General features: G+C 41.1%; 21 protein-coding genes. 13 read left to right on the top strand and 8 right to left on the bottom strand.

Going from position 1 to position 18,190, the window contains the following annotated elements; all coding sequences use genetic code 11:
* Window positions 1-3 precede the first annotated feature (3 nt).
* The 9 genes from BDD43_RS15765 to BDD43_RS15805 all read left to right on the top strand — a co-directional run bounded on the left by BDD43_RS15765 (window position 4) and on the right by BDD43_RS15805 (window position 8,231).
* On the top strand, window positions 4-825 hold the full coding sequence (locus BDD43_RS15765) for a cytidylyltransferase domain-containing protein (RefSeq protein WP_121198573.1): 822 nt from the start codon (window positions 4-6) through the stop codon (window positions 823-825).
* Window positions 826-999: 174 nt separating this feature from the next.
* Complete coding sequence (locus BDD43_RS15770; RefSeq protein ID WP_121198574.1) at window positions 1,000-1,842, top strand: transketolase; 843 nt, start codon at window positions 1,000-1,002, stop codon at window positions 1,840-1,842.
* A gap of 1 nt (window position 1,843) precedes the next feature.
* Window positions 1,844-2,779 carry a transketolase family protein gene (locus tag BDD43_RS15775; RefSeq protein ID WP_121198575.1) on the top strand — a complete coding sequence of 312 codons (936 nt, stop codon included), beginning with the start codon at window positions 1,844-1,846 and terminating at the stop codon, window positions 2,777-2,779.
* 210 nt (window positions 2,780-2,989) lie between these two features.
* On the top strand, window positions 2,990-4,333 hold the full coding sequence (locus tag BDD43_RS15780) for an aminotransferase class III-fold pyridoxal phosphate-dependent enzyme (protein WP_121198576.1): 1,344 nt from the start codon (window positions 2,990-2,992) through the stop codon (window positions 4,331-4,333).
* Window positions 4,334-5,137 carry an SDR family oxidoreductase gene (locus BDD43_RS15785; RefSeq protein WP_121198577.1) on the top strand — a complete coding sequence of 268 codons (804 nt, stop codon included), beginning with the start codon at window positions 4,334-4,336 and terminating at the stop codon, window positions 5,135-5,137. It begins immediately after the preceding gene.
* Window positions 5,138-5,226: 89 nt separating this feature from the next.
* Window positions 5,227-5,754 (top strand): KdsC family phosphatase, encoded by a 528-nt coding sequence (locus tag BDD43_RS15790; protein WP_121198578.1) that lies wholly within the window; start codon window positions 5,227-5,229, stop codon window positions 5,752-5,754.
* Window position 5,755: 1 nt separating this feature from the next.
* Window positions 5,756-6,667, top strand: coding sequence for an N-acetylneuraminate synthase family protein (locus tag BDD43_RS15795; protein WP_121198579.1), 912 nt, complete (start codon window positions 5,756-5,758; stop codon window positions 6,665-6,667).
* Between the two features lie 151 nt (window positions 6,668-6,818).
* Window positions 6,819-7,787: a sterol desaturase family protein gene (locus tag BDD43_RS15800; RefSeq protein WP_121198580.1), complete on the top strand. Its 969-nt coding sequence runs from the start codon at window positions 6,819-6,821 to the stop codon at window positions 7,785-7,787.
* A gap of 60 nt (window positions 7,788-7,847) precedes the next feature.
* Window positions 7,848-8,231 (top strand): DMT family transporter, encoded by a 384-nt coding sequence (locus tag BDD43_RS15805; protein WP_121198581.1) that lies wholly within the window; start codon window positions 7,848-7,850, stop codon window positions 8,229-8,231.
* A 45-nt stretch (window positions 8,232-8,276) separates the two neighbouring features.
* On the opposite strand, the gene BDD43_RS15810 is transcribed toward BDD43_RS15805, so the two are convergent.
* From BDD43_RS15810 to rpmH, 5 genes are all read right to left on the bottom strand, one after another.
* Window positions 8,277-8,825 (bottom strand): DUF4337 domain-containing protein, encoded by a 549-nt coding sequence (locus BDD43_RS15810; protein WP_121198582.1) that lies wholly within the window; start codon window positions 8,823-8,825, stop codon window positions 8,277-8,279.
* A 318-nt stretch (window positions 8,826-9,143) separates the two neighbouring features.
* Window positions 9,144-9,836, bottom strand: a complete 693-nt coding sequence (tsaB, locus tag BDD43_RS15815) for a tRNA (adenosine(37)-N6)-threonylcarbamoyltransferase complex dimerization subunit type 1 TsaB (RefSeq protein WP_121198583.1) — start codon at window positions 9,834-9,836, stop codon at window positions 9,144-9,146.
* 9 nt (window positions 9,837-9,845) lie between these two features.
* On the bottom strand, window positions 9,846-10,088 hold the full coding sequence (yidD, locus tag BDD43_RS15820; RefSeq protein ID WP_121198584.1) for a membrane protein insertion efficiency factor YidD: 243 nt from the start codon (window positions 10,086-10,088) through the stop codon (window positions 9,846-9,848).
* A complete protein-coding gene (rnpA, locus tag BDD43_RS15825; RefSeq protein ID WP_121198585.1) occupies window positions 10,085-10,477 on the bottom strand; it encodes a ribonuclease P protein component in 393 nt (130 codons plus the stop codon). Before rnpA ends, yidD begins: the two co-directional genes overlap by 4 nt.
* A gap of 76 nt (window positions 10,478-10,553) precedes the next feature.
* A complete protein-coding gene (gene rpmH, locus BDD43_RS15830; RefSeq protein WP_121198586.1) occupies window positions 10,554-10,712 on the bottom strand; it encodes a 50S ribosomal protein L34 in 159 nt (52 codons plus the stop codon).
* A 137-nt stretch (window positions 10,713-10,849) separates the two neighbouring features.
* Between rpmH and BDD43_RS15835 the strand changes: the two genes are divergently transcribed.
* Window positions 10,850-11,722: a ChaN family lipoprotein gene (locus BDD43_RS15835; RefSeq protein WP_121198587.1), complete on the top strand. Its 873-nt coding sequence runs from the start codon at window positions 10,850-10,852 to the stop codon at window positions 11,720-11,722.
* On the opposite strand, the gene mscL is transcribed toward BDD43_RS15835, so the two are convergent.
* Window positions 11,719-12,144: a large conductance mechanosensitive channel protein MscL gene (gene mscL / locus BDD43_RS15840; RefSeq protein ID WP_211339682.1), complete on the bottom strand. Its 426-nt coding sequence runs from the start codon at window positions 12,142-12,144 to the stop codon at window positions 11,719-11,721. The genes BDD43_RS15835 and mscL overlap by 4 nt on opposite strands.
* Before the next feature lie 176 nt (window positions 12,145-12,320).
* On the opposite strand from mscL, the gene rpoN reads away from it, so the two are divergent.
* The 3 genes from rpoN to BDD43_RS15855 all read left to right on the top strand — a co-directional run bounded on the left by rpoN (window position 12,321) and on the right by BDD43_RS15855 (window position 16,371).
* Window positions 12,321-13,799: an RNA polymerase factor sigma-54 gene (rpoN, locus tag BDD43_RS15845; protein ID WP_121198589.1), complete on the top strand. Its 1,479-nt coding sequence runs from the start codon at window positions 12,321-12,323 to the stop codon at window positions 13,797-13,799.
* Window positions 13,800-14,233: 434 nt separating this feature from the next.
* Window positions 14,234-14,965, top strand: coding sequence for a hypothetical protein (locus tag BDD43_RS15850; protein WP_121198590.1), 732 nt, complete (start codon window positions 14,234-14,236; stop codon window positions 14,963-14,965).
* A 5-nt stretch (window positions 14,966-14,970) separates the two neighbouring features.
* Window positions 14,971-16,371: an RtcB family protein gene (locus tag BDD43_RS15855; RefSeq protein ID WP_121198591.1), complete on the top strand. Its 1,401-nt coding sequence runs from the start codon at window positions 14,971-14,973 to the stop codon at window positions 16,369-16,371.
* Window positions 16,372-16,430: 59 nt separating this feature from the next.
* On the opposite strand, the gene BDD43_RS15865 is transcribed toward BDD43_RS15855, so the two are convergent.
* Both BDD43_RS15865 and BDD43_RS15870 read right to left on the bottom strand, forming a co-directional pair.
* Entirely contained in the window at window positions 16,431-17,099 is a 669-nt protein-coding gene (locus BDD43_RS15865) for a helix-turn-helix transcriptional regulator (protein ID WP_121198592.1), read from the bottom strand.
* A 177-nt stretch (window positions 17,100-17,276) separates the two neighbouring features.
* Entirely contained in the window at window positions 17,277-18,170 is an 894-nt protein-coding gene (locus BDD43_RS15870; protein WP_121198299.1) for an IS982 family transposase, read from the bottom strand.
* Between the last annotated feature and the right edge of the window lie 20 nt (window positions 18,171-18,190).

The following is an 18,190-nucleotide window of genomic DNA, read 5'->3' on the forward strand; positions in this document are numbered from 1 at the left end:
ATAATGGCTCAAGGGTTAACAAAAATAGTAATAGTTGTGCAGGCACGCATGTCGTCAAGCCGTTTACCGGGCAAGGTATTGTTACCCATTTTGGGCAAAAGCTTGCTTTACCGCATGGTAGAACGTTTGCTAATGGTAAAACACCAGGTACAGGTTGTTATTGCAACATCTACCGATGCTAAAGACGATTTAATTGAAGCCGAAGCTGGCATTATTGGCGTGCCCTGTTACCGGGGCAGTTTAGATAATTGCCTAGACAGGCATTACCAGGCAGGCAAGCAGTACCATGCCGATTTGGTAATTAAAATCCCATCGGATTGCCCGCTGATAGACCCGCAGATTATTGACGAGGTGCTTGATTTTTATTTTAACCACCAGGGCGAATACGACTTTGTAAGTAACCTGCACCCAGCCACTTTTCCGGATGGTAATGATGTAGAAATTATGACAATGCCTTGCCTCGAAAAAACATGGCACGAGGCCTCCCGCCCTTTAGAGTTGGAACATACCACGCCTTATATTTGGGAACACCCGGATAAATTTAGGATAGCCAATGTAACCTGGTCAACAGGTTTAGATTATTCCATGTCGCACCGTTTTACTATAGACTATCAATCCGATTACGATTTTATTAACCGGGTTTACCAGGAGTTATATCCTGCTAAAGTAAATTTTTCGTGTGCTGATATTTTAGCCTTACTTAATGAAAAGCCCGGAATTTACCAGATAAATGCCGATTACGCGGGTGTTAACTGGTACCGCAACCACCTGGATGAGTTAAAAACTGTGAGTGCTCAAAACACCAGATCATTAACAAATCAGTAACATTGTTGCTATATTTGTAAGATTAAATTGGAATGAAAAACAATAAAAACGCGTCGTAGCGCGAGCAACATCTAAGCTATGCAGAGCCGCTTATTATAAGGCTCGTTTGTTTAACTTAGAGATTGCTTTGTAACTCGCAATAACGCTAATGATAAATAAATAACAATTTTTAATATGAGTGATTTAAAGGATATCGCGTTTAAAGTTCGCCAGCACATTATCCGCATGTCAACAGATGGTGGCTGCTTTGTAGGCGCTTCTTTATCCGCAACCGACCTTATCGTTTACCTTTACGCCGAGTATTTAAACATCAATAAAGATAATCTGGACGATCCGAACCGCGATTACTTGTTCCTTTCTAAAGGACACGATGTGCCGGCCCTTTACGGAACATTTGCCGAGATTGGTTTAATGGATCCCGAAAGGCTAAAAAATCACCTTTCTACATCCGATCATATTTACTGGCACCCTAATACCAAAATAGATGGTATCGAGTTCCATTCGGGCTCGCTTGGCCATTTACCATCTGTAGCTTTGGGTGTTGCTTTGGATATAAAAATGCGTGGTGGCAACAACAAGGTAATATGTATTTTAGGTGATGGCGAATTAAACGAAGGCTCGTGCTGGGAAGCTGTTTTGGTAGCCGGTGCGCATAAACTGGATAACCTTATTTTTGTGGTTGACCGTAACCATTTCCAGGCTAACATGGCCACCGAAGATTTAATTCCGTTGGAGCCATTGCATGATAAATTTACAGCTTTTGGCGCAGCCGTTAAACGTATTGATGGCCATAGCTTTGAAGCCTTGCGCGAAGCGTTTAATGCATATCCATTTCAGGAAGGAAAGTTGAACGTTGTAATAGCCGATACCGTTCGCGGTAAAGGTTTACCAAGCATTGAGGCCCGTGCCGACCGCTGGTTCTGCAATTTTAATCACGACGAAGTAGAATCGTTATTAAAAGAATTGGCCGGAGAAGAAGTAACCGAATTAACATCAGAAACTTTAGTAGTAAGATAATATGTCGTACGAAGAATTATTAACCAAACTGGCCCTCGAAGACGACCGCTTTGTAGTGATGACGGCAGAGAACCGTGCTTTGGTACGTAACCTGCCTGCAAAATTAGGCAAGCGTTTTGTTGATACCGGTATTACCGAGCAAACCATGGTTGGTGCTGCCGCCGGTTTAGCACTGCGTGGCCGTATCCCGGTATTACATGCACTGGCAACTTTTTTAAGCATGCGTGCTTTCGAATTTATCCGCACAGATGCCGGTATACCTAATTTGCCTGTTAAATTAAGCTCATTTATTCCCGGCTTTTTGTCGGACGGTAACGGGCCAACACATCAGGCGGTAGAGGATATTTCTATCATGCGCGGCATACCTAACGTAACCGTTTTTGCGGCTGCCGATGAGCAAGATTTGGTTGGTATGTTGCCAGCAATCTGGGCATCGCCAAACCCGGCATACGTGCGTATTAACACCCGCCAAACAGATTATAACCATACTCCGTTTGAAATTGGTAAAGCCGAAGTGATTTGCGAAGGTACAGACGTTACCATATTAACTTACGGCTTGTTGTTTGAGCAGGCTTTAGTAGCCGTTAATATTTTAAAAGAGCAAGGCGTATCGGTTGGGTTGGTTAACATGCGCAGCCTAAAACCGGTTGATGAGCAAGCTATTTTAAAGGCGGCAAAATCTAACCTGGTGGTTACTTTAGAAGATCATTTTAACATTGGCGGTTTATACAGCATAGTTGCCGAAACCTTGTTAAAACACCAAACCACAGCCAAGGTAATGCCTTATGGTTTAGATGGTAAATGGTTTAAGCCAGCTTTACTACCGGCAGTATTAGAGTACGAAGGCTTTACAGGCAAACAAATTGCCGAAAAAATATTGGGCCATACAACAAACGCCATCCAGCCGGAAATTGCAACTCCCGAATTTGCTGAATAATAAACGATAGACAACAGTATCTAAAAATGAAAAGTTTGGTCATCCCCTGCAGCCACGTTATTGCGAGGCCCGAAGCAATCTCTTTAGGGCAAGCGAACCTGAAGTGCGGCTCTGTAAGTAGGGGATTGCTTCGTACCTCGCAATGACGCATTTTTATTTCATGATATTCAAATTTTTTGACTTTTTAATTTTGACTTTTAACTTAAAATAATGCCAAATACTGTAAAATTTAATACCGATTATCCGGTTATCGAAAAATCAAACGAACTGTATGAGCGTGCGCTTAAAGTGCAGGCCCCGGTTACCCAAACCTTAGCCAAAGGCCCCGGCCAGTGGACAAAAGGCGTGGCCCCAAAATACATTCAAAAAGGTTTAGGCTCACATGTTTGGGATGTTGACGGTAACGAATACATTGATTTTAACGCCGCTATTGGCCCTATATCTTTGGGTTATGCATACCCCGCTGTTGATGAAGCCATTAAAAAGCAATTAGAAGAAGGTATTACCTTTTCGCTGATGCACCCTTTGGAGGTTGAGTTTTCTGAGTTGATCCAATCTATCATCCCAAATGCTGAGGCTGTAAAAATATCAAAAACAGGTGCCGACGTTTGTTCGGCAGCCATCCGCGTGGCGCGTGCGTTTACAGGCCGCGAAACTATTTTTTGCTGCGGTTACCACGGCTGGCACGATTGGTATATAGGCGTTACCAGCCGTAATGCAGGTATACCCGAAAGCATCCAAAACATGACTTACACTTTTGATTATAACAATATCGAAAGCATAAAAGAAGCTTTGGACGAAACCGTTGCCGCTTTAATATTAGAACCTTTTATTTTTGAAGCACCTAAGCCAGGCTTTTTAAAAGAGCTTGCCGAAGTTTGTAAAGCAAACGGAACGCTTTTAATATTTGATGAAATGTGGACAGGTTTCCGCATAGCCATAGGCGGCGCGCAAGAATATTTTGATGTAAAGCCCGATTTGGCTGTGTACTCAAAAGCTTGTGCTAATGGTATGCCAATCGCTATCCTTACAGGCCGTTGGGATGTGATGGAGCTTTTCAATTCGGAAGTGTTTAGCTATACTACTTTTGGTGGCGAAACATTATCGTTAGCGGCATCCATAGCAACTATTAAAGAATTGCAAGACAAAAACGTTCCGCAATATCTCGACGAAAAAGGTGCTATTATGAAAGATGGTTACAATACCATTGCTATTGAAACCGGGATGGACAAATACACTAAATGCGTTGGTTACAACTGCCGCAGCATGGTAACCTTTACGCCCGATGCCGGAAACGGATTAGAAGTAAAAGCCTTAATGCAGCAGGAAATGATAAAACGCGGTGTGCTTTGGGCTGGTTTCCATAACATGTGTTTTAGCCACAGCAACGAAGATTTGGCCTATACCTTATCTGCTTACCGCGATGTAATGCCGATAATGAAGGAAGCCATTGAAAGCGGAAATGTAAAAAGTTACCTGAAGGGCGAAGTGCTTGAAGCCGTTTTCCGTAAGGTGAGCGATTATAACATTAAACCTAAAAAAGCAACCGTTTAAATGGATTTGTTTTCACTAAAAGATAAAACTGCCGTTGTTACCGGTGCTTTGGGCCTGATAGGTAAAAAGCATTGCGAAGCTTTGGCACACGCCGGTGCTAATGTTGTTGTTGCCGACGTAAATGAAGAATATTCAAAAATGTTTGCTGCCGAACTGGGCGCACAGCATTTAGGTTTGGGTGTTAACGTTACCAGCCAGGAATCGTTAAAAGCTGCCCGCGATAAAATTGTAGCCAAATATGGCTCGATAGATGTGTTGGTTAACAATGCCGCTATTAACGATATGTTCGAAAACCCGGCAATGGCTAAAGATCTTTCGGCATTTGAAAATTATCCTTTGGATGCTTTTCAAAAATCATTGGATGTTAACGTTACCGGCGTGTTTTTATGCTCGCAAATATTAGGCACCGTAATGGCCGAGCAAGGTAGCGGCAGCATTATTAACGTAGCCTCAACCTATGGTATGGTTGGTCCCGATCAAAGCATTTATAAAAATAGCTGTGGCGAACAAACCTTTTTTAAATCGGCAGCATATCCGGTTACTAAGGGTGCAGTTATCAATTTTACACGTTTTTTAGCGGCCTATTGGGGCAATAAGGGTGTAAGGGTAAATACCTTGTCGCCAGGCGGTGTTGAGAATAGCCAGGATGAGTTTTTTGTTGGCAATTATTCGTCAAAAACCTTACTTGGCCGTATGGCAAAAGCCGATGATTACCAGGGAGCATTAGTGTTTTTAGCCAGCGATGCCTCGGCATACATGACGGGGGCTAATTTAGTTGTTGACGGAGGCTGGACGGCTATTTAGTTCATTGGTTCACTGGTTCATTAGTTTATTTGGTTGTTATTCCAATATATAAATGAACCAACCCTAACAATTTAAAAGAGATAAGACCAATGACTAATGAACTAATGACTACTGAACTAAAGGCTAAAGCCGAAAAAATAAAAATGCTGATAACCGATTGCGATGGTGTACTAACCGATGCAGGCGTTTATTATGGCGAAGCGGGTGAAGTGCTCAAAAAATTTAACATCCGCGATGGGATGGGAGTGGAGCGGTTACGCAATTTAGCAGGCATAGAAACAGGTATTATTACCGGCGAACTTTCGCCCTCAGTGGCTAAACGTGCCGAAAAATTAAAAATAACCCAACTGTATTTGGGTATTAAAGATAAACCTGCAGTGTTGCGCCATATTTTGAGCAGTTTGCAACTGGAAGCGTGGCAGATAGCCTATATAGGCGATGATGCCAACGATTTAGAAATTATGGCTATGGTTGGTTTTACCGCAACCCCTGCCGATGGTTTGTATTTTGTAAAAGATAAGGTAGATTATATATGCCAGGCCAATGGTGGCAATGGATGTTTTAGAGAATTTGCCGAGTTAATAATTTCGGTTCAATCAAATAGTAATAAAAACTAAAATGAGTAAAGTTATCAGTTTAAATACCGGTCGTAAAATTGGAGCCGGAGAGCCATGTTATATTATTGCCGAAATTGGCATTAACCACAATGGTTCGCTTGATATTGCAAAAAAATTAATTGACGAAGCCGCTGCTGCACACGTAGATGCCGTTAAGTTTCAAAAGCGCACACCCGAAATATGCGTGCCTAAAGATCAGTGGGAAATTATGCGGGATACCCCTTGGGGCCGCATGAGCTATATTGATTACAAACGTAAAACCGAGTTTGGTTTTGACGAATACAGTGCCATTGATGCTTATTGCAAAAAATTAGGTATTGATTGGTTTGTATCGGTATGGGATGTTGATTCGGTTGATTTTATGGAACAGTTTGACACCCCGGTTTATAAACTGGCTTCGGCATCATTAACAGATTTTCCGCTGATAGAGAAAATATTAGCCACCGGTCGTCCGTTAATGTTATCTTCAGGTATGTCAACCATGCAGGAGATAGAAGACGCCATGAAACTGGTTTATGATTTCGATCCTAATTACCCTTTAATGATGGCTCATTCTACTTCGGCGTACCCATGTAAACCCGAAGAATTGAACCTGAAAATGATCCCAACGCTGGCGGCAAAATATCCGGAAGCACCTATAGGCTATTCGGGCCACGAAACAGGTTTGGCAACTACATTGGCTGCTGCCGTGATGGGCGCTACCTTTGTTGAACGCCACTTTACACTTGACAGGGCCATGTGGGGATCTGACCATGCAGCTTCAGTTGAGCCGCAAGGTTTTCAACGTATGGTGCGCGATATTCGTGATGTTGAAAGCGCACTAGGCGATGGTGTGAAAAAAGTGTACGAAAGTGAAATTGGCCCGATGAAACGCCTTCGTGTTAACATCAACACGCCAAGTGAAGTAAAGTAAGCATAGCCGGAAAATATAAATTTTTGTTGTTGCGAGCGGTAGCGCGGCAATCGCACAGAGGAAAGGCGTTTTATAGGGCGAATATGCCCTACACCGTGCGATTGCTTCGTACCTCGCAATGACAAGGTTGATTAATAATTCAAGTAAAACAATGACTGGTCCAGACGAACATTTGCAGCACGTAACCGTAGTAACTTCCATCATTTTATTTTGTTGGATAGGAGTTATGATAGCATGGGAGCGCATTTCTCCTTACCGTAAAGGTTTGCCATTTTTTCGCGATGGTTTTTGGGTCGACTTGGTTTGGTACACCCTTATTCAAAGCTTTTTTTTAAAGATATTGATCTTTGATTACATTATAGCACCCATGCAGCAACACGTGCATTGGGATGGGGTACAAGCGTTTCAAGCCTGGCCTGTTTGGTTACAGGTTGTTTTTTTTGTAGTTACTCACGATTTATATATTTATCTCTTCCACCGCTTTCAGCATTATAGTAAGTTTTTTTGGCGCACGCACGAGGCACACCATTCGGGCAAGCATGTCGATTTTATGGCTGGCTCCCGTTCGCACGCCGTCGAGATCATCATTAACCAAACCGTTGAGTTTGCCCCCATTATTATATTGCTTGGGCCAAATTCGGTAGTGGTGCCTATTAAGGCTATGTTAGATGCCGTGCAAGGTATGTTTATACATGCCAATATCAACGTTAGGTTGGGTAAGTTAAAGTATATCATCAACAGCCCCACACTGCACCAGTGGCACCATGCTAATTACCAGGAGGTTTTTCATGCTAATTTTTCTACCAAGTTTGCCATTTGGGATTATTTGTTCGGCACCGTTTACGATCCCGGTTTTAAACCCGGCAACGAACCCGAAAACTGGGGCTTGCACTATGATTTCCCAAAAGATTACTTTTTGCAACACGCTTTTTCAATAAAACGTTTTGATGAAAATAAGTTGTTAAAATATAAATGGTTTAGGCATTATTATAACCTAAGGCCCAATATTATTAAATTTTTTAAACTGCAGTTTACCTCAAAACAAAAAGCCGGTACAAGCAAAACAGGAGTTGTGAAAAATAATGACTATGCTGTTCAAACAGAATTGCAAGATGTTTAAAAACAATTTTATATCTTGCAGGTTAGTTACCTAATTATTATTCACTAATACATATCAAATTTGCGCTGGTTATTTTTGTTTATCGCATCCCTGTTTGAAGCCCTTTGGACTTACTCAGTAAAATACTTTAGTTTGGCCCAGCTCAAAACCATCAGGTTTGATAATTTTTATAAATTAGATGGCGGCTTGCCTGCCTTGATACCGCTTTTAGGCTATATCATTTTTGGCGTGGGCAATATATTTTTCTTTTCGCTTGCTTTAAAATCACTCAGTAATTCTACCGCATATTCCGTTTGGACGGCCATGACCATAGTTGTGCTCAAACTAATAGAACTGCTTTACTTTAAACAAAAAATATCTGTAGTAGAGTTTTGCTTTATCATTATGATAATTGTTGGTATTATGGGTCTAAAGTTTTATGGCCCGCCTGAGAAAACGATTTAAATTGCTTACAGAATAGTTAGTTTGGCGTTACCAGAGTTTAACTCTTTACTTCCCTAACAATTGCATCACAAAAAAGAAGGTAGCCAGTGCAGCAAACGATAAGCTGATTATCCAGTAAATTCTCTTTTTAATTAGTATAGAAATAGCGCCTATTGCTATAGCTATCTGGAAAAGGGTAACCGAGCGAGCCAATATATTATGACTCTCTACATGCTCGCGCGATTCGGCTTCGGCTTCTTTAGCCTTGTCCATTATTTCTTGCTGTTCCTTTTTGTTATCCTTAATTTTTTCTTCATCGGCAGCGATAGGTTGTTTGCCCATAGCTTTCAATATTTTTCCGTCGGATTCCAATATTTCGCTTTTGATGCCTTTGGCCTGGTAATATGCCCACTGGTCGCTGGCATGTATCTGGCTCAACATTGCTTCGTCCGAGTGATAGGCTGCAACAAGGCTGGTAACGGCGCTTACTACGGCTATAATTGCTGTGGTAAGTGCAACATAAACTATCCACTTATTACCCTCGGCTTCTGCGTGGTGTGCACCTTCGTGAATATGCTCGTTCAATGCTTCGGTGGGGTCTTCTATTTCTGCCATCTTTTTACTCGTTATGTGATTGGGGAAATACTTTCCCTAAATGTAAATCTAATTTCTACTATTTAATTAAACAATAATTTCTAAACGCTTGTAAATGTGCCTTTATGGTGTGTTTTAACATTTTTTTGCTGTTTTTAATTTAGGTTTAATTATTGTATATATAGTAACCGGGGTGCTTTAAATAAAATTGCTTTTGCCAAACACAAGTTTAAAAACAAAGGCAGTTACAAAAGCACAAAATAGTTAATCGTTTTATATATAAATTAAAAATATTGCTTTATGTATACGCTAATCGCAGTTTTATCTTTCGTTAATGTGTTATTTCTTTTTAACACCCGCAATAAAGTCTTTTAAATAAAAGGGTTCAAAATAGGCAACATCCTCAAAGGTGTTGTTGTTTATTTTTTTAATGCCAGGGAGCAATAAATCAGTTGCCGAATTTGAAAAACTTTGGGCAAAAATAGCATTTGGTTGGTGGCTTAAAGCTTCCTTACATTTTGCAGCACCGTCGCCAAAAAATATCACCCTGTTTGTAGCAAGTACGGCGGCAAAGCTCTGTTCATCAATAATGTCGGCTGTTGTAGGCTTCAATTCGTTTCCGGCTGCATCAAATAATGCAGTATAAACTTCCATGCGACGGGCATCTATCATTGGGCAAAGCAGGGTATCTGGCGTTATATTGATGTCGCCGCGTTTAATAAAACCGTAAGCCATGGCTAATAAGGTTTCAACGGCAACCAAGGGCTTATCTATCGAAAAGCACAACCCCTTAGCGGTCGACACCCCAATGCGCAAACCCGTGTACGATCCTGGCCCTGCACTAACCACTACCGCATCAATATCAGTAAATAATTTATCGGTTTGTTTAAAAAGTTCGTCAATAAAAACGGTAATCACCTCGGCATGGATATTACGCTGGTCAACTTCCCGTAAGGCGATAACTTGGTCGTCATTCGCCAAAGCAACAGAGCAAGCTGTAGTGGCGGTTTCTATCAGTAGTATTAGGCTCATGCTATATTTTCAGGGTACAGGGTTATGCCCGTGTCCACCCCATGGGTTGCAACTGGCAATACGTTTCAAAGTTAACCATCCGCCTTTAAAGGCGCCATGTTTTTTTATAGCTTGAATACCATATTGGGAGCAAGTGGGAGTGTAGCGGCATTGCGCACCCAATAACGGCGATAAAGTGAACTGGTATAGCTTAATTAAAACAATAAAAAAACCACCAACAATAGTGTTTAATATATTGCCTATAAATTTCATGGTAATGCTGCTAAAGCCTGAGTGTTAACCTGCAACAACGTTTTGAGCATCTTTTTTTCTATCATGCTATAGTCCGCTATTTCTTTACCAATAAAACCTATTGATAGTAATATGTTTTTATCGGCGGCACATAGGCTATCGTATAAGGCTTGTTGCTTTAAAATACGGTAAGCCTCACGCATGCGGCGTTTGATTAGGTTACGATCTACAGCGTGCTTGTAACGTTTTTTTGCTACCGCGAAAACTACCTGCACAGGCACTTGTTGGTTTGCCGGAGCGGCAAGCCAGGATATTTTAAAGGGGTAACATAAAAAAGAAGAACCGTTATGAAAAAGCTTATCAATAAGCTTTTTATTACACAACCGTTCTTCTTTTTTAAATGTATACATACTATTGCTACTGAACCGAAAACAAAAAATATACCGGCATCAGTCTCCAAAAATATCCGGAGAAAGCAATTAAGTACTATGCTTTATGACGACGCTCGTCAGATACTGTTAATCTTTTTCTGCCTTTGGCTCTGCGGGAAGCTAAAATCCTTCTACCATTTGCTGTTGACATGCGCTCACGGAATCCGTGTTTATTTCTTCTTTTACGTTGAGAAGGCTGAAACGTTCTTTTCATGACTATTTACTTATATTCGCTGTTTTAAAAACAAGAGCGCAAATATAGCGTACTTTTTTTATAATTCAAACCTTCGGTATATTTTTTATAGTAAAATTATCCACATACCAACATAAGCCTTACTTTAGCTTTAATATATGAAAAACATACTTGCAGTTAGCCTGTTATTTAGCACTTTTTTGGCCTTTGGGCAGCAAAAAATGGCGGACCATTATAAAATATACAACACCGCAACCGGTAAAACAGTAACCATTGATGATATTGTTGCCGATATGGCCAGTGCTAATGTGTTGTTTTTTGGCGAAGAGCATAATGATACAACAGCGCACTACATGGAATTAACCATCCTTAAAACGCTAATAGCAAAATACCCTGCCCGCGTTGCGCTATCTATGGAAATGTTTGAAACCGATACCCAACCCGTAGTAAACGAGTATTTAAAAGGATTGATACGCGAAAAAAATTTTATAACCGATGCCCGTGCATGGCCTAATTATAAAGATTACCGCCCGCTTGTAGAGTTAGCTAAGGCAAGTAATATCAATTTAATAGCCGCTAACGCACCGGCCCGGTATACCAATATGGTTACCCGGATGGGCTTAAGCGGTTTGGATAAGTTAGATGCCACGGGCAAATCGCATTTGCCACCATTGCCTATTGATACCGCTGCGGGCAAATACTATCAAAAATTTGAAACCATAATGGGTGGGCACAGCAGTATGCCGGGTATGCAAATTTATCAATCGCAAAACCTTTGGGATGCAACAATGGCGTGGTCAATTGCACAATACTTAAAGGTGCATCCGGGCATTAAAATATTCCAGATGAACGGCGGTTTTCACAGCGAAGAAAAATTGGGTGCCGTAGCTCAATTAAAAAAATATAGCCCAGGCCTAAGGGTTTTAAACATCGCGTCTTTATCCGGTACGGATATAAATCAACCAGATTGGAGCAAATACACCAACCTGGCCGATTATATTATTCTTACAGATTTTAAAGCGGCTAATTAAGCTTTTTTAGCCAATAAATCCCTTATCTCGGTCAATAAAACCTCTTCCTTACTTGGTGCAGCTGGTTCGGTGGGTTTAGCTTCTTCGCGGCGTTTAAGGGCGTTAATGCCTTTAACAATTAAAAAAACTATAAATGCTAAAATTAAAAAGTTAAGCGTAACGGTTAAAAAATTTCCCCATGCAAATACGGGTCCCAACTTTTTAGCATCGGCTAAAGCCAGTCCTTTGGGTACTTTTGATGATAGTGGTACGTAAATATTGCTAAAATCGGCCTTGAAAAATATGCCAACTAACGGTGTTATTAAATCGTTAACAACCGAATCAACTATTTTACCAAAAGCTGCTCCAATAATAACGCCCACTGCCAGGTCAACTACATTTCCTTTTACAGCAAACTGCTTAAATTCTGATAAAAAACCCATAATGCTAATTTATGTTGAATTAAATAATCGCAAAAGTCGAACAATTTTTGATTTGTTTAGTTTAATATTTTCATAAAAACTCATTATCGTATCTAAGTATATTAAAACCGGCACTAAATTGAGGGCATAGGCTTGCTTTATTCTTCGGCTATTTAATGTATTTTTGCACGTCAGTTATGCTAAAACAAAATTTACAACAAAAACTTTTACAAAAATTATCACCTCAGCAAATACAATTTATTAAATTGTTGCAGGTGCCCACTGTATCGTTAGATACCCGTATTAAAGAAGAATTGGAGGAAAACCCTGCCCTCGAAGATTTTAGCTTGTCGAACATGTCGGAGCCTGAGGAACAGTATCCCGACCGTGATCCTGATGATGATACCTTTAATAAAGACGATGCCGAACAGAGCGATTTTGATGAGTTTAATATAGACGACTATCTGCAAGAAGACAACGTAAACGACTACGGCTCGCGTTACGATCAAAATGGCGACGATGACGAGGAACGCAAGGAAATACCGATAGCTATCCAATCGTCGTTTTTTGAGAGTTTACAGGCACAACTGGACCTTGTACCCTTATCAGACAAGGATTTTAGGATAGGCCAGCAAATAATTGGAAGCTTGGATGATGATGGTTACCTCCGCCGGCCCATTATGTCGATAACGGACGATTTGGCGTTTTCGCAAAACGTAATGGCCGAAGACGAAGAAGTAGAGGAAATGCTGAAGCTGATACAAAGCTTTGACCCCGCCGGTGTGGGCGCACGCGATTTGCAGGAATGCCTGCTGATACAATTACGTAAAAAAGACCAGCATGACCTTATTGTAAAAAAGGCAATTATGGTGGTTGAGGATTACCTTGACGAGTTTACCCGTAAACATTACGATAAAATGGAACGGCAACTCAACATGACATCCGACGAGTTAAAGGGTGTTGTGAACGAGATACTTAAACTTAACCCCAAACCCGGCGATAGCAACGAGGTAAACACCAAGCAAATGCAGGTGATACCCGATTTTCATATCAGCAATAACGATGGTGTACTCATACTTACGCTTAACTCAAAAAATGCGCCCGAACTTCGCGTAAGTCGCTCGTATCAGGATATGTTTGAGCATTACGATAAATCGTCGCAAAAGGATAAAAAATTGCGTGAGGCAGTGCAGTTTGTAAAGCAAAAGTTGGATTCGGCAAAGTGGTTTATTGATGCCATTAAGCAAAGGCAGCAAACTTTGCTTAAAACCATGAATGCCATAATGCAATACCAATACGAGTACTTTTTAACAGGGGACGACCGTAACCTGCGCCCGATGATATTGAAGGATATAGCCGATAGGATAGGGATGGATATATCAACCGTATCGCGCGTGGCCAACTCCAAATATGTACAAACCGAACACGGTACTTTTTTACTGAAATCGTTTTTTAGCGAAGCTATACAAATGGAAAGTGGCGAAGAGGTATCAAACAAAGAAGTGAAAAAAATATTGGAAGATTTTATTGGTGCCGAAGACAAGCACCATCCCCTTGCCGACGAAAAGCTTACCGAAATACTAAAAGATAAAGGTTATAACATAGCCCGCCGCACCGTTGCCAAATACCGCGAGCAAATGAATATCCCGGTAGCCAGGTTGCGCAAAGAATTATAAAGCGAAGCCCTTTTTTAGGGCTCAAATTAACAACACTTATACAAAATCGTTTAGCTTAATTGATTGATAATCAATTAAGCTAAACGATTTTGTTTTTTGCCCAAATTCTAAAAAAAAATCTTGTTGTGCCAAAATATAAATAAAATTATATCTTTGCATCCAATTCCTTATTTGTTAACCATTTAAATATCAAGGAATCATGACAGAGCTACGCTACATATCGCCCCTTTCGCTCATTGCCCATTAGGTAGGCAAACACTATGCTTTTTTATTAAAAATAAGTTGAGGCTGCTTTAGCTGCCACGCTGTTTGTTTTTGCCTGCCGAATTAATTTATTGGGTTTTTGTTGAGCACTCATAAAAAGGGTATATCCTTATTCAAGGACGAAACGGAGATCTAATAACATTTCAAAGCAAAATTAAATACCAAGTGTGATGAACACACATGAATGGCCGCGCTGTATCAAAACGGCACGGCGCAAAAGGCGGCTCGTAAAAACACACCGGGATAAGCAACTGATACAGCTATATAAACGCAGAAAGGAGCTTTGGGAGCAACGGGCACTTTTGCCAATGGTGCCCCTTGAATATCCGTACCAACGCGGTTGGAAACGTTTTTTTGTACTTCGCGACGATTTAAAGCATAGCCCAAGGGCTGAGTTTTATACCACGTTGCTCAGTAAAATAAATACGGTTCAGCATGATCGTGATAAAGCGTTTAAACGGAAAAAGCGACGGAGAAGCAGGTATGGCTACGTGCAAACTAAACAAGCGTTAAAGGAGTTTTTGGCATATTGCTGGAACAATAACAAGATAGGCTTAACCGAACAGGAAATGGCCTGCTTTACCCTTGTTGAAACCTTTGATATAAAAACAAGGCGCGCAAATATGAAATATGTGTTTAACGAACCTTGGCGCTATGTATTGAAGGTTGAGCCTAACATGGTTACTCATACTAAATTGTTAGATGTGGATATTGAACGGGAACTATCGCAAACCAAGAATCACGTTGATAACCACTATTTAACACCGCGCATAGACAAGCTTAAATACGGATGCCGTTATCGTTGGCACAGTTGGTATTACGAGCCGGCCAAATACATTAACAAATTTAAAAACATACCCAGGTACAGCCCTAAAGAGGTATACCTGGAATTAGAAACATAACCCACATGGGCAATTTACGAACAAAAGATTTAAGTAAAATAGGTTACCATAACGATCAGTTGCGAAGCCTGGTTATTGGTATAGCCTCTAAAAATTTCAAACACCACAGTAAGCAGCAATTGCTTGACCTGCTGGTGAATATTAAGAACGATCCGGAAGCATTTCTGGATGATGAATTAACAAGCAAGATAGCCGAAAAGGTGATCGGCAAAACGGATGCGCCATTGTTTAAAACATTTGAATTGCGGGATGAACCGGTGTTTTGTAAAACTTATGGCAGCAAGGGCATTGAGCAATCGACAAAAAAACAAATGGAGTTGGCTAACTTGCTTCCCATAAGCGTACAAGGTGCATTAATGCCCGACGCGCATATGGGCTTTGGCTTACCTATTGGCGGTGTTTTGGCTACAGATAACGCCGTGATACCGTATGCTGTAGGTATGGATATTGGCTGCCGCATGGCGCTATCCATTATTGATGAGAGCGACGGCTTTTTAAAACGGTTTGACTACCAAATTAAGCAAGCCTTAAAAAATCATACCCATTTTGGTATGGAGGGTGGCTTGGAGGTAAGGCAGGAGCATGAAGTGCTGGATAGCCCGGTATTTAATGAAATTCCATTTTTGAAACCGCTACGCAGTAAAGCGGTAAGGCAATTGGGCACATCGGGCAGCGGTAACCACTTTGTGGAATTTGGTGAGATCGAGCTTTTGGCTGATAACATCTTAGGCTTACCGGCTAAAAAGTACACGGCTTTGTTAACGCATTCGGGGAGCCGAGGATTGGGATCGGCAATAGCAAGGCATTACACGCAAATAGCCATGAATACCTGTAAACTTCCGCGCCATGCACAGCAACTAGCTTGGCTGGATATGAACAGCGAAGCAGGGCAAGAATATTGGCTAACCATGACTTTAGCGGGTGATTATGCCAAAGCTTGCCACGAGCGTATCCACGCCAACCTCTTAAATGCGTTAGGCTTGAAAGCTTTGCACGTGGTAGAGAACCACCACAATTTTGCCTGGAAAGATCAGTTGGCTGATGGGCGGAATGTGATTATCCACCGTAAGGGTGCCACACCCGCACACGCCGGAGAACTGGGTATTATTCCAGGCAGTATGACAACACCCGCATATTTGGTGGCTGGCAAGGGCGCGAATGATGCTTTGTACTCCGCATCACATGGTGCGGGCCGGGCCATGAGCAGGCAAAAGGCTAAGGATAATATGACGGTTTCGGCTATGAAAAAGTTGTTGACCAATGCAGGTGTAACACTAATTGGCGGCACAGTTGAAGAAAACCCCTTGGCTTACAAGGATATCGAGACTGTAATAGCTGCGCAAGGCGATCTGGTTGATATTCAGGGCAAGTTTTATCCACGTATTGTTAGAATGAATAAGGAGTAGTATGGAAAAGATGATGATACAAATTACCTCAGGTAAAGGCCCGGCAGAATGCTGCCGGGTTATATTAAATCAAAAGCTCTTGCATACTCACACAGCTCGAAATAAGCTGTGGTATTCAATTTCTTTCTGATGTTTTTGCGATGCGTTTCTACGGTACCAATGGCGATAAAAAGCTCATCGGCGGTTTCTGCCGAACTTTTGCCCAATGCCAGTTGTTTTAAAACGGCGCACTCGCGTTTTGTTAGTTGCGAAAACCGGTGCATGTTTTTTTGCAAAAAGTCGTTTTCCTTTAAAATACGCTCAACTTTTGTGGTAATGTGTTGCATAGGATCAACCTTAAAGGCCACATTAATTATCAGTAGCGGAAGACCTTTATCATCGCGCATTAAAATTTTTATGATACTCATGTGCCAGGCCCAATCCGGGCTGCCATTTATTTTCACCTGCTGAAAAAAGGTAACCTCCTCGTCGGTATTACAATCAATCATGTGGTGTAATTTGGGGGTATAGTCTTCCGCATCCTTCAGGTTGAAATATTTTTCGGTATACTCCAGCACGGTATAACTTCTAAATTCTTCTAAGCTGATACCCAATTGCGCCAGCCCGTTTGGCGACATATATTCCAACGTAAAACCGGGCATACGGTGGATAATTATAACACCAGGGAACAGGTTGGCAACTGCATTTATTTGTTCAATCTGGTTGCGGATTTTGCTTTCTATATCCATTGGGGAATGTAAAGAATAATGTTTTTTGCCAGCTTAAAAGACTATACAACATTAATAGCCTCGGATGGCTCGTTATGTGAGCCGGGGTAATTTTGACATTTGTGTCTGATGCCGTTTTTAATCATAATAAGAAGGTTACTGCTAAAATAACAATATTATAGACCTGAGTTCGATTAATCAGAAAGCAAGAATTTGATTAGATCGATTTTGTTGGTAGGATATGGAAGGTTTTTTAGGGAGAAATGAGTAAGCGATCAATCCGGATACGATATTAGTGATAAAGTTAGTAAAAGAGCGGTGTCTTGAATGTTCGACCTGGCAGATGTTTTTGAGTTCATCATTAACAGTCTCTATGACCGATCTCTTGCGGAGCATGATTTTGTCGTTCATGGTCATCAGGCTGTTTTTCATATTGTTACGGATATTGGTTATGAGGTGTATATCACCAACAAACAATATTTTGGTCAGTTTTTCTGATATATAGCCTTTGTCGGCAAACAGTTTGCCAAAAACAGCTTTCAGGAAAGCTTCGTTTTTAAGTGGTTCCCGGTCATCTACGTTGGCCTGTGTAATAGCGAAGTTGAGTATTTCACCCTTGTCGCTAAGGACGATATGGAGCTTAAAGCCATAAAACCAGCCCATGGTTGATTTGCCTACTTCGGCAATGCCTTTAAATACCTTATTTCTTTTAATCCGTTTGGTATGGCATACCCTTATCGGTGTAGAATCAACGAACGAAATGCCAGTACATAAGCCTAAGCAGCAGGTTTTGAGAAAGATAGACATGGGCATCAGCACACTTTGGCTAAGTTCTACAAAGCGGTTGTAGGATACGGTGTTAGGAAACTCACGCTGCATGTGCCTTTGCAGATAGAAGATATAGAAGTGTTTAAAACACCGGAAGCCACTTAAATGAAAAAGCATACAAATGGATATGATCTCGCTTTTAGACATGGTTGGAGGGCGTTTAGATGGCTTACCTAACAGGAATGGCTGGGTAGTGGCATCAAAGTCCTTGCAAAACTCGTCAACAATACAAAAAATATCAGTAATTTTATCGTAGTCAATCATCTGGAAATGTATTTAAATAT

Source organism: Mucilaginibacter gracilis (assembly GCF_003633615.1).
GTDB classification, from domain to species: Bacteria; Bacteroidota; Bacteroidia; order Sphingobacteriales; family Sphingobacteriaceae; genus Mucilaginibacter; species Mucilaginibacter gracilis.

What these genes read in the sequence shown, in the direction of transcription:
- BDD43_RS15765 (WP_121198573.1), top strand. Translation starts at nt 4, where the DNA reads ATGGCTCAAGGGTTAACAAAAATAGTAATAGTTGTGCAGGCACGCATG.
- BDD43_RS15770 (WP_121198574.1), top strand. Translation starts at nt 1,000, where the DNA reads ATGAGTGATTTAAAGGATATCGCGTTTAAAGTTCGCCAGCACATTATC.
- BDD43_RS15775 (WP_121198575.1), top strand. Translation starts at nt 1,844, where the DNA reads ATGTCGTACGAAGAATTATTAACCAAACTGGCCCTCGAAGACGACCGC.
- BDD43_RS15780 (WP_121198576.1), top strand. Translation starts at nt 2,990, where the DNA reads ATGCCAAATACTGTAAAATTTAATACCGATTATCCGGTTATCGAAAAA.
- BDD43_RS15785 (WP_121198577.1), top strand. Translation starts at nt 4,334, where the DNA reads ATGGATTTGTTTTCACTAAAAGATAAAACTGCCGTTGTTACCGGTGCT.
- BDD43_RS15790 (WP_121198578.1), top strand. Translation starts at nt 5,227, where the DNA reads ATGACTAATGAACTAATGACTACTGAACTAAAGGCTAAAGCCGAAAAA.
- BDD43_RS15795 (WP_121198579.1), top strand. Translation starts at nt 5,756, where the DNA reads ATGAGTAAAGTTATCAGTTTAAATACCGGTCGTAAAATTGGAGCCGGA.
- BDD43_RS15800 (WP_121198580.1), top strand. Translation starts at nt 6,819, where the DNA reads ATGACTGGTCCAGACGAACATTTGCAGCACGTAACCGTAGTAACTTCC.
- BDD43_RS15810 (WP_121198582.1), bottom strand. Translation starts at nt 8,825, where the DNA reads ATGGCAGAAATAGAAGACCCCACCGAAGCATTGAACGAGCATATTCAC.
- tsaB (WP_121198583.1), bottom strand. Translation starts at nt 9,836, where the DNA reads ATGAGCCTAATACTACTGATAGAAACCGCCACTACAGCTTGCTCTGTT.
- yidD (WP_121198584.1), bottom strand. Translation starts at nt 10,088, where the DNA reads ATGAAATTTATAGGCAATATATTAAACACTATTGTTGGTGGTTTTTTT.
- rnpA (WP_121198585.1), bottom strand. Translation starts at nt 10,477, where the DNA reads ATGTATACATTTAAAAAAGAAGAACGGTTGTGTAATAAAAAGCTTATT.
- rpmH (WP_121198586.1), bottom strand. Translation starts at nt 10,712, where the DNA reads ATGAAAAGAACGTTTCAGCCTTCTCAACGTAAAAGAAGAAATAAACAC.
- BDD43_RS15835 (WP_121198587.1), top strand. Translation starts at nt 10,850, where the DNA reads ATGAAAAACATACTTGCAGTTAGCCTGTTATTTAGCACTTTTTTGGCC.
- mscL (WP_211339682.1), bottom strand. Translation starts at nt 12,144, where the DNA reads ATGGGTTTTTTATCAGAATTTAAGCAGTTTGCTGTAAAAGGAAATGTA.
- rpoN (WP_121198589.1), top strand. Translation starts at nt 12,321, where the DNA reads ATGCTAAAACAAAATTTACAACAAAAACTTTTACAAAAATTATCACCT.
- BDD43_RS15850 (WP_121198590.1), top strand. Translation starts at nt 14,234, where the DNA reads ATGAACACACATGAATGGCCGCGCTGTATCAAAACGGCACGGCGCAAA.
- BDD43_RS15855 (WP_121198591.1), top strand. Translation starts at nt 14,971, where the DNA reads ATGGGCAATTTACGAACAAAAGATTTAAGTAAAATAGGTTACCATAAC.
- BDD43_RS15865 (WP_121198592.1), bottom strand. Translation starts at nt 17,099, where the DNA reads ATGGATATAGAAAGCAAAATCCGCAACCAGATTGAACAAATAAATGCA.
- BDD43_RS15870 (WP_121198299.1), bottom strand. Translation starts at nt 18,170, where the DNA reads ATGATTGACTACGATAAAATTACTGATATTTTTTGTATTGTTGACGAG.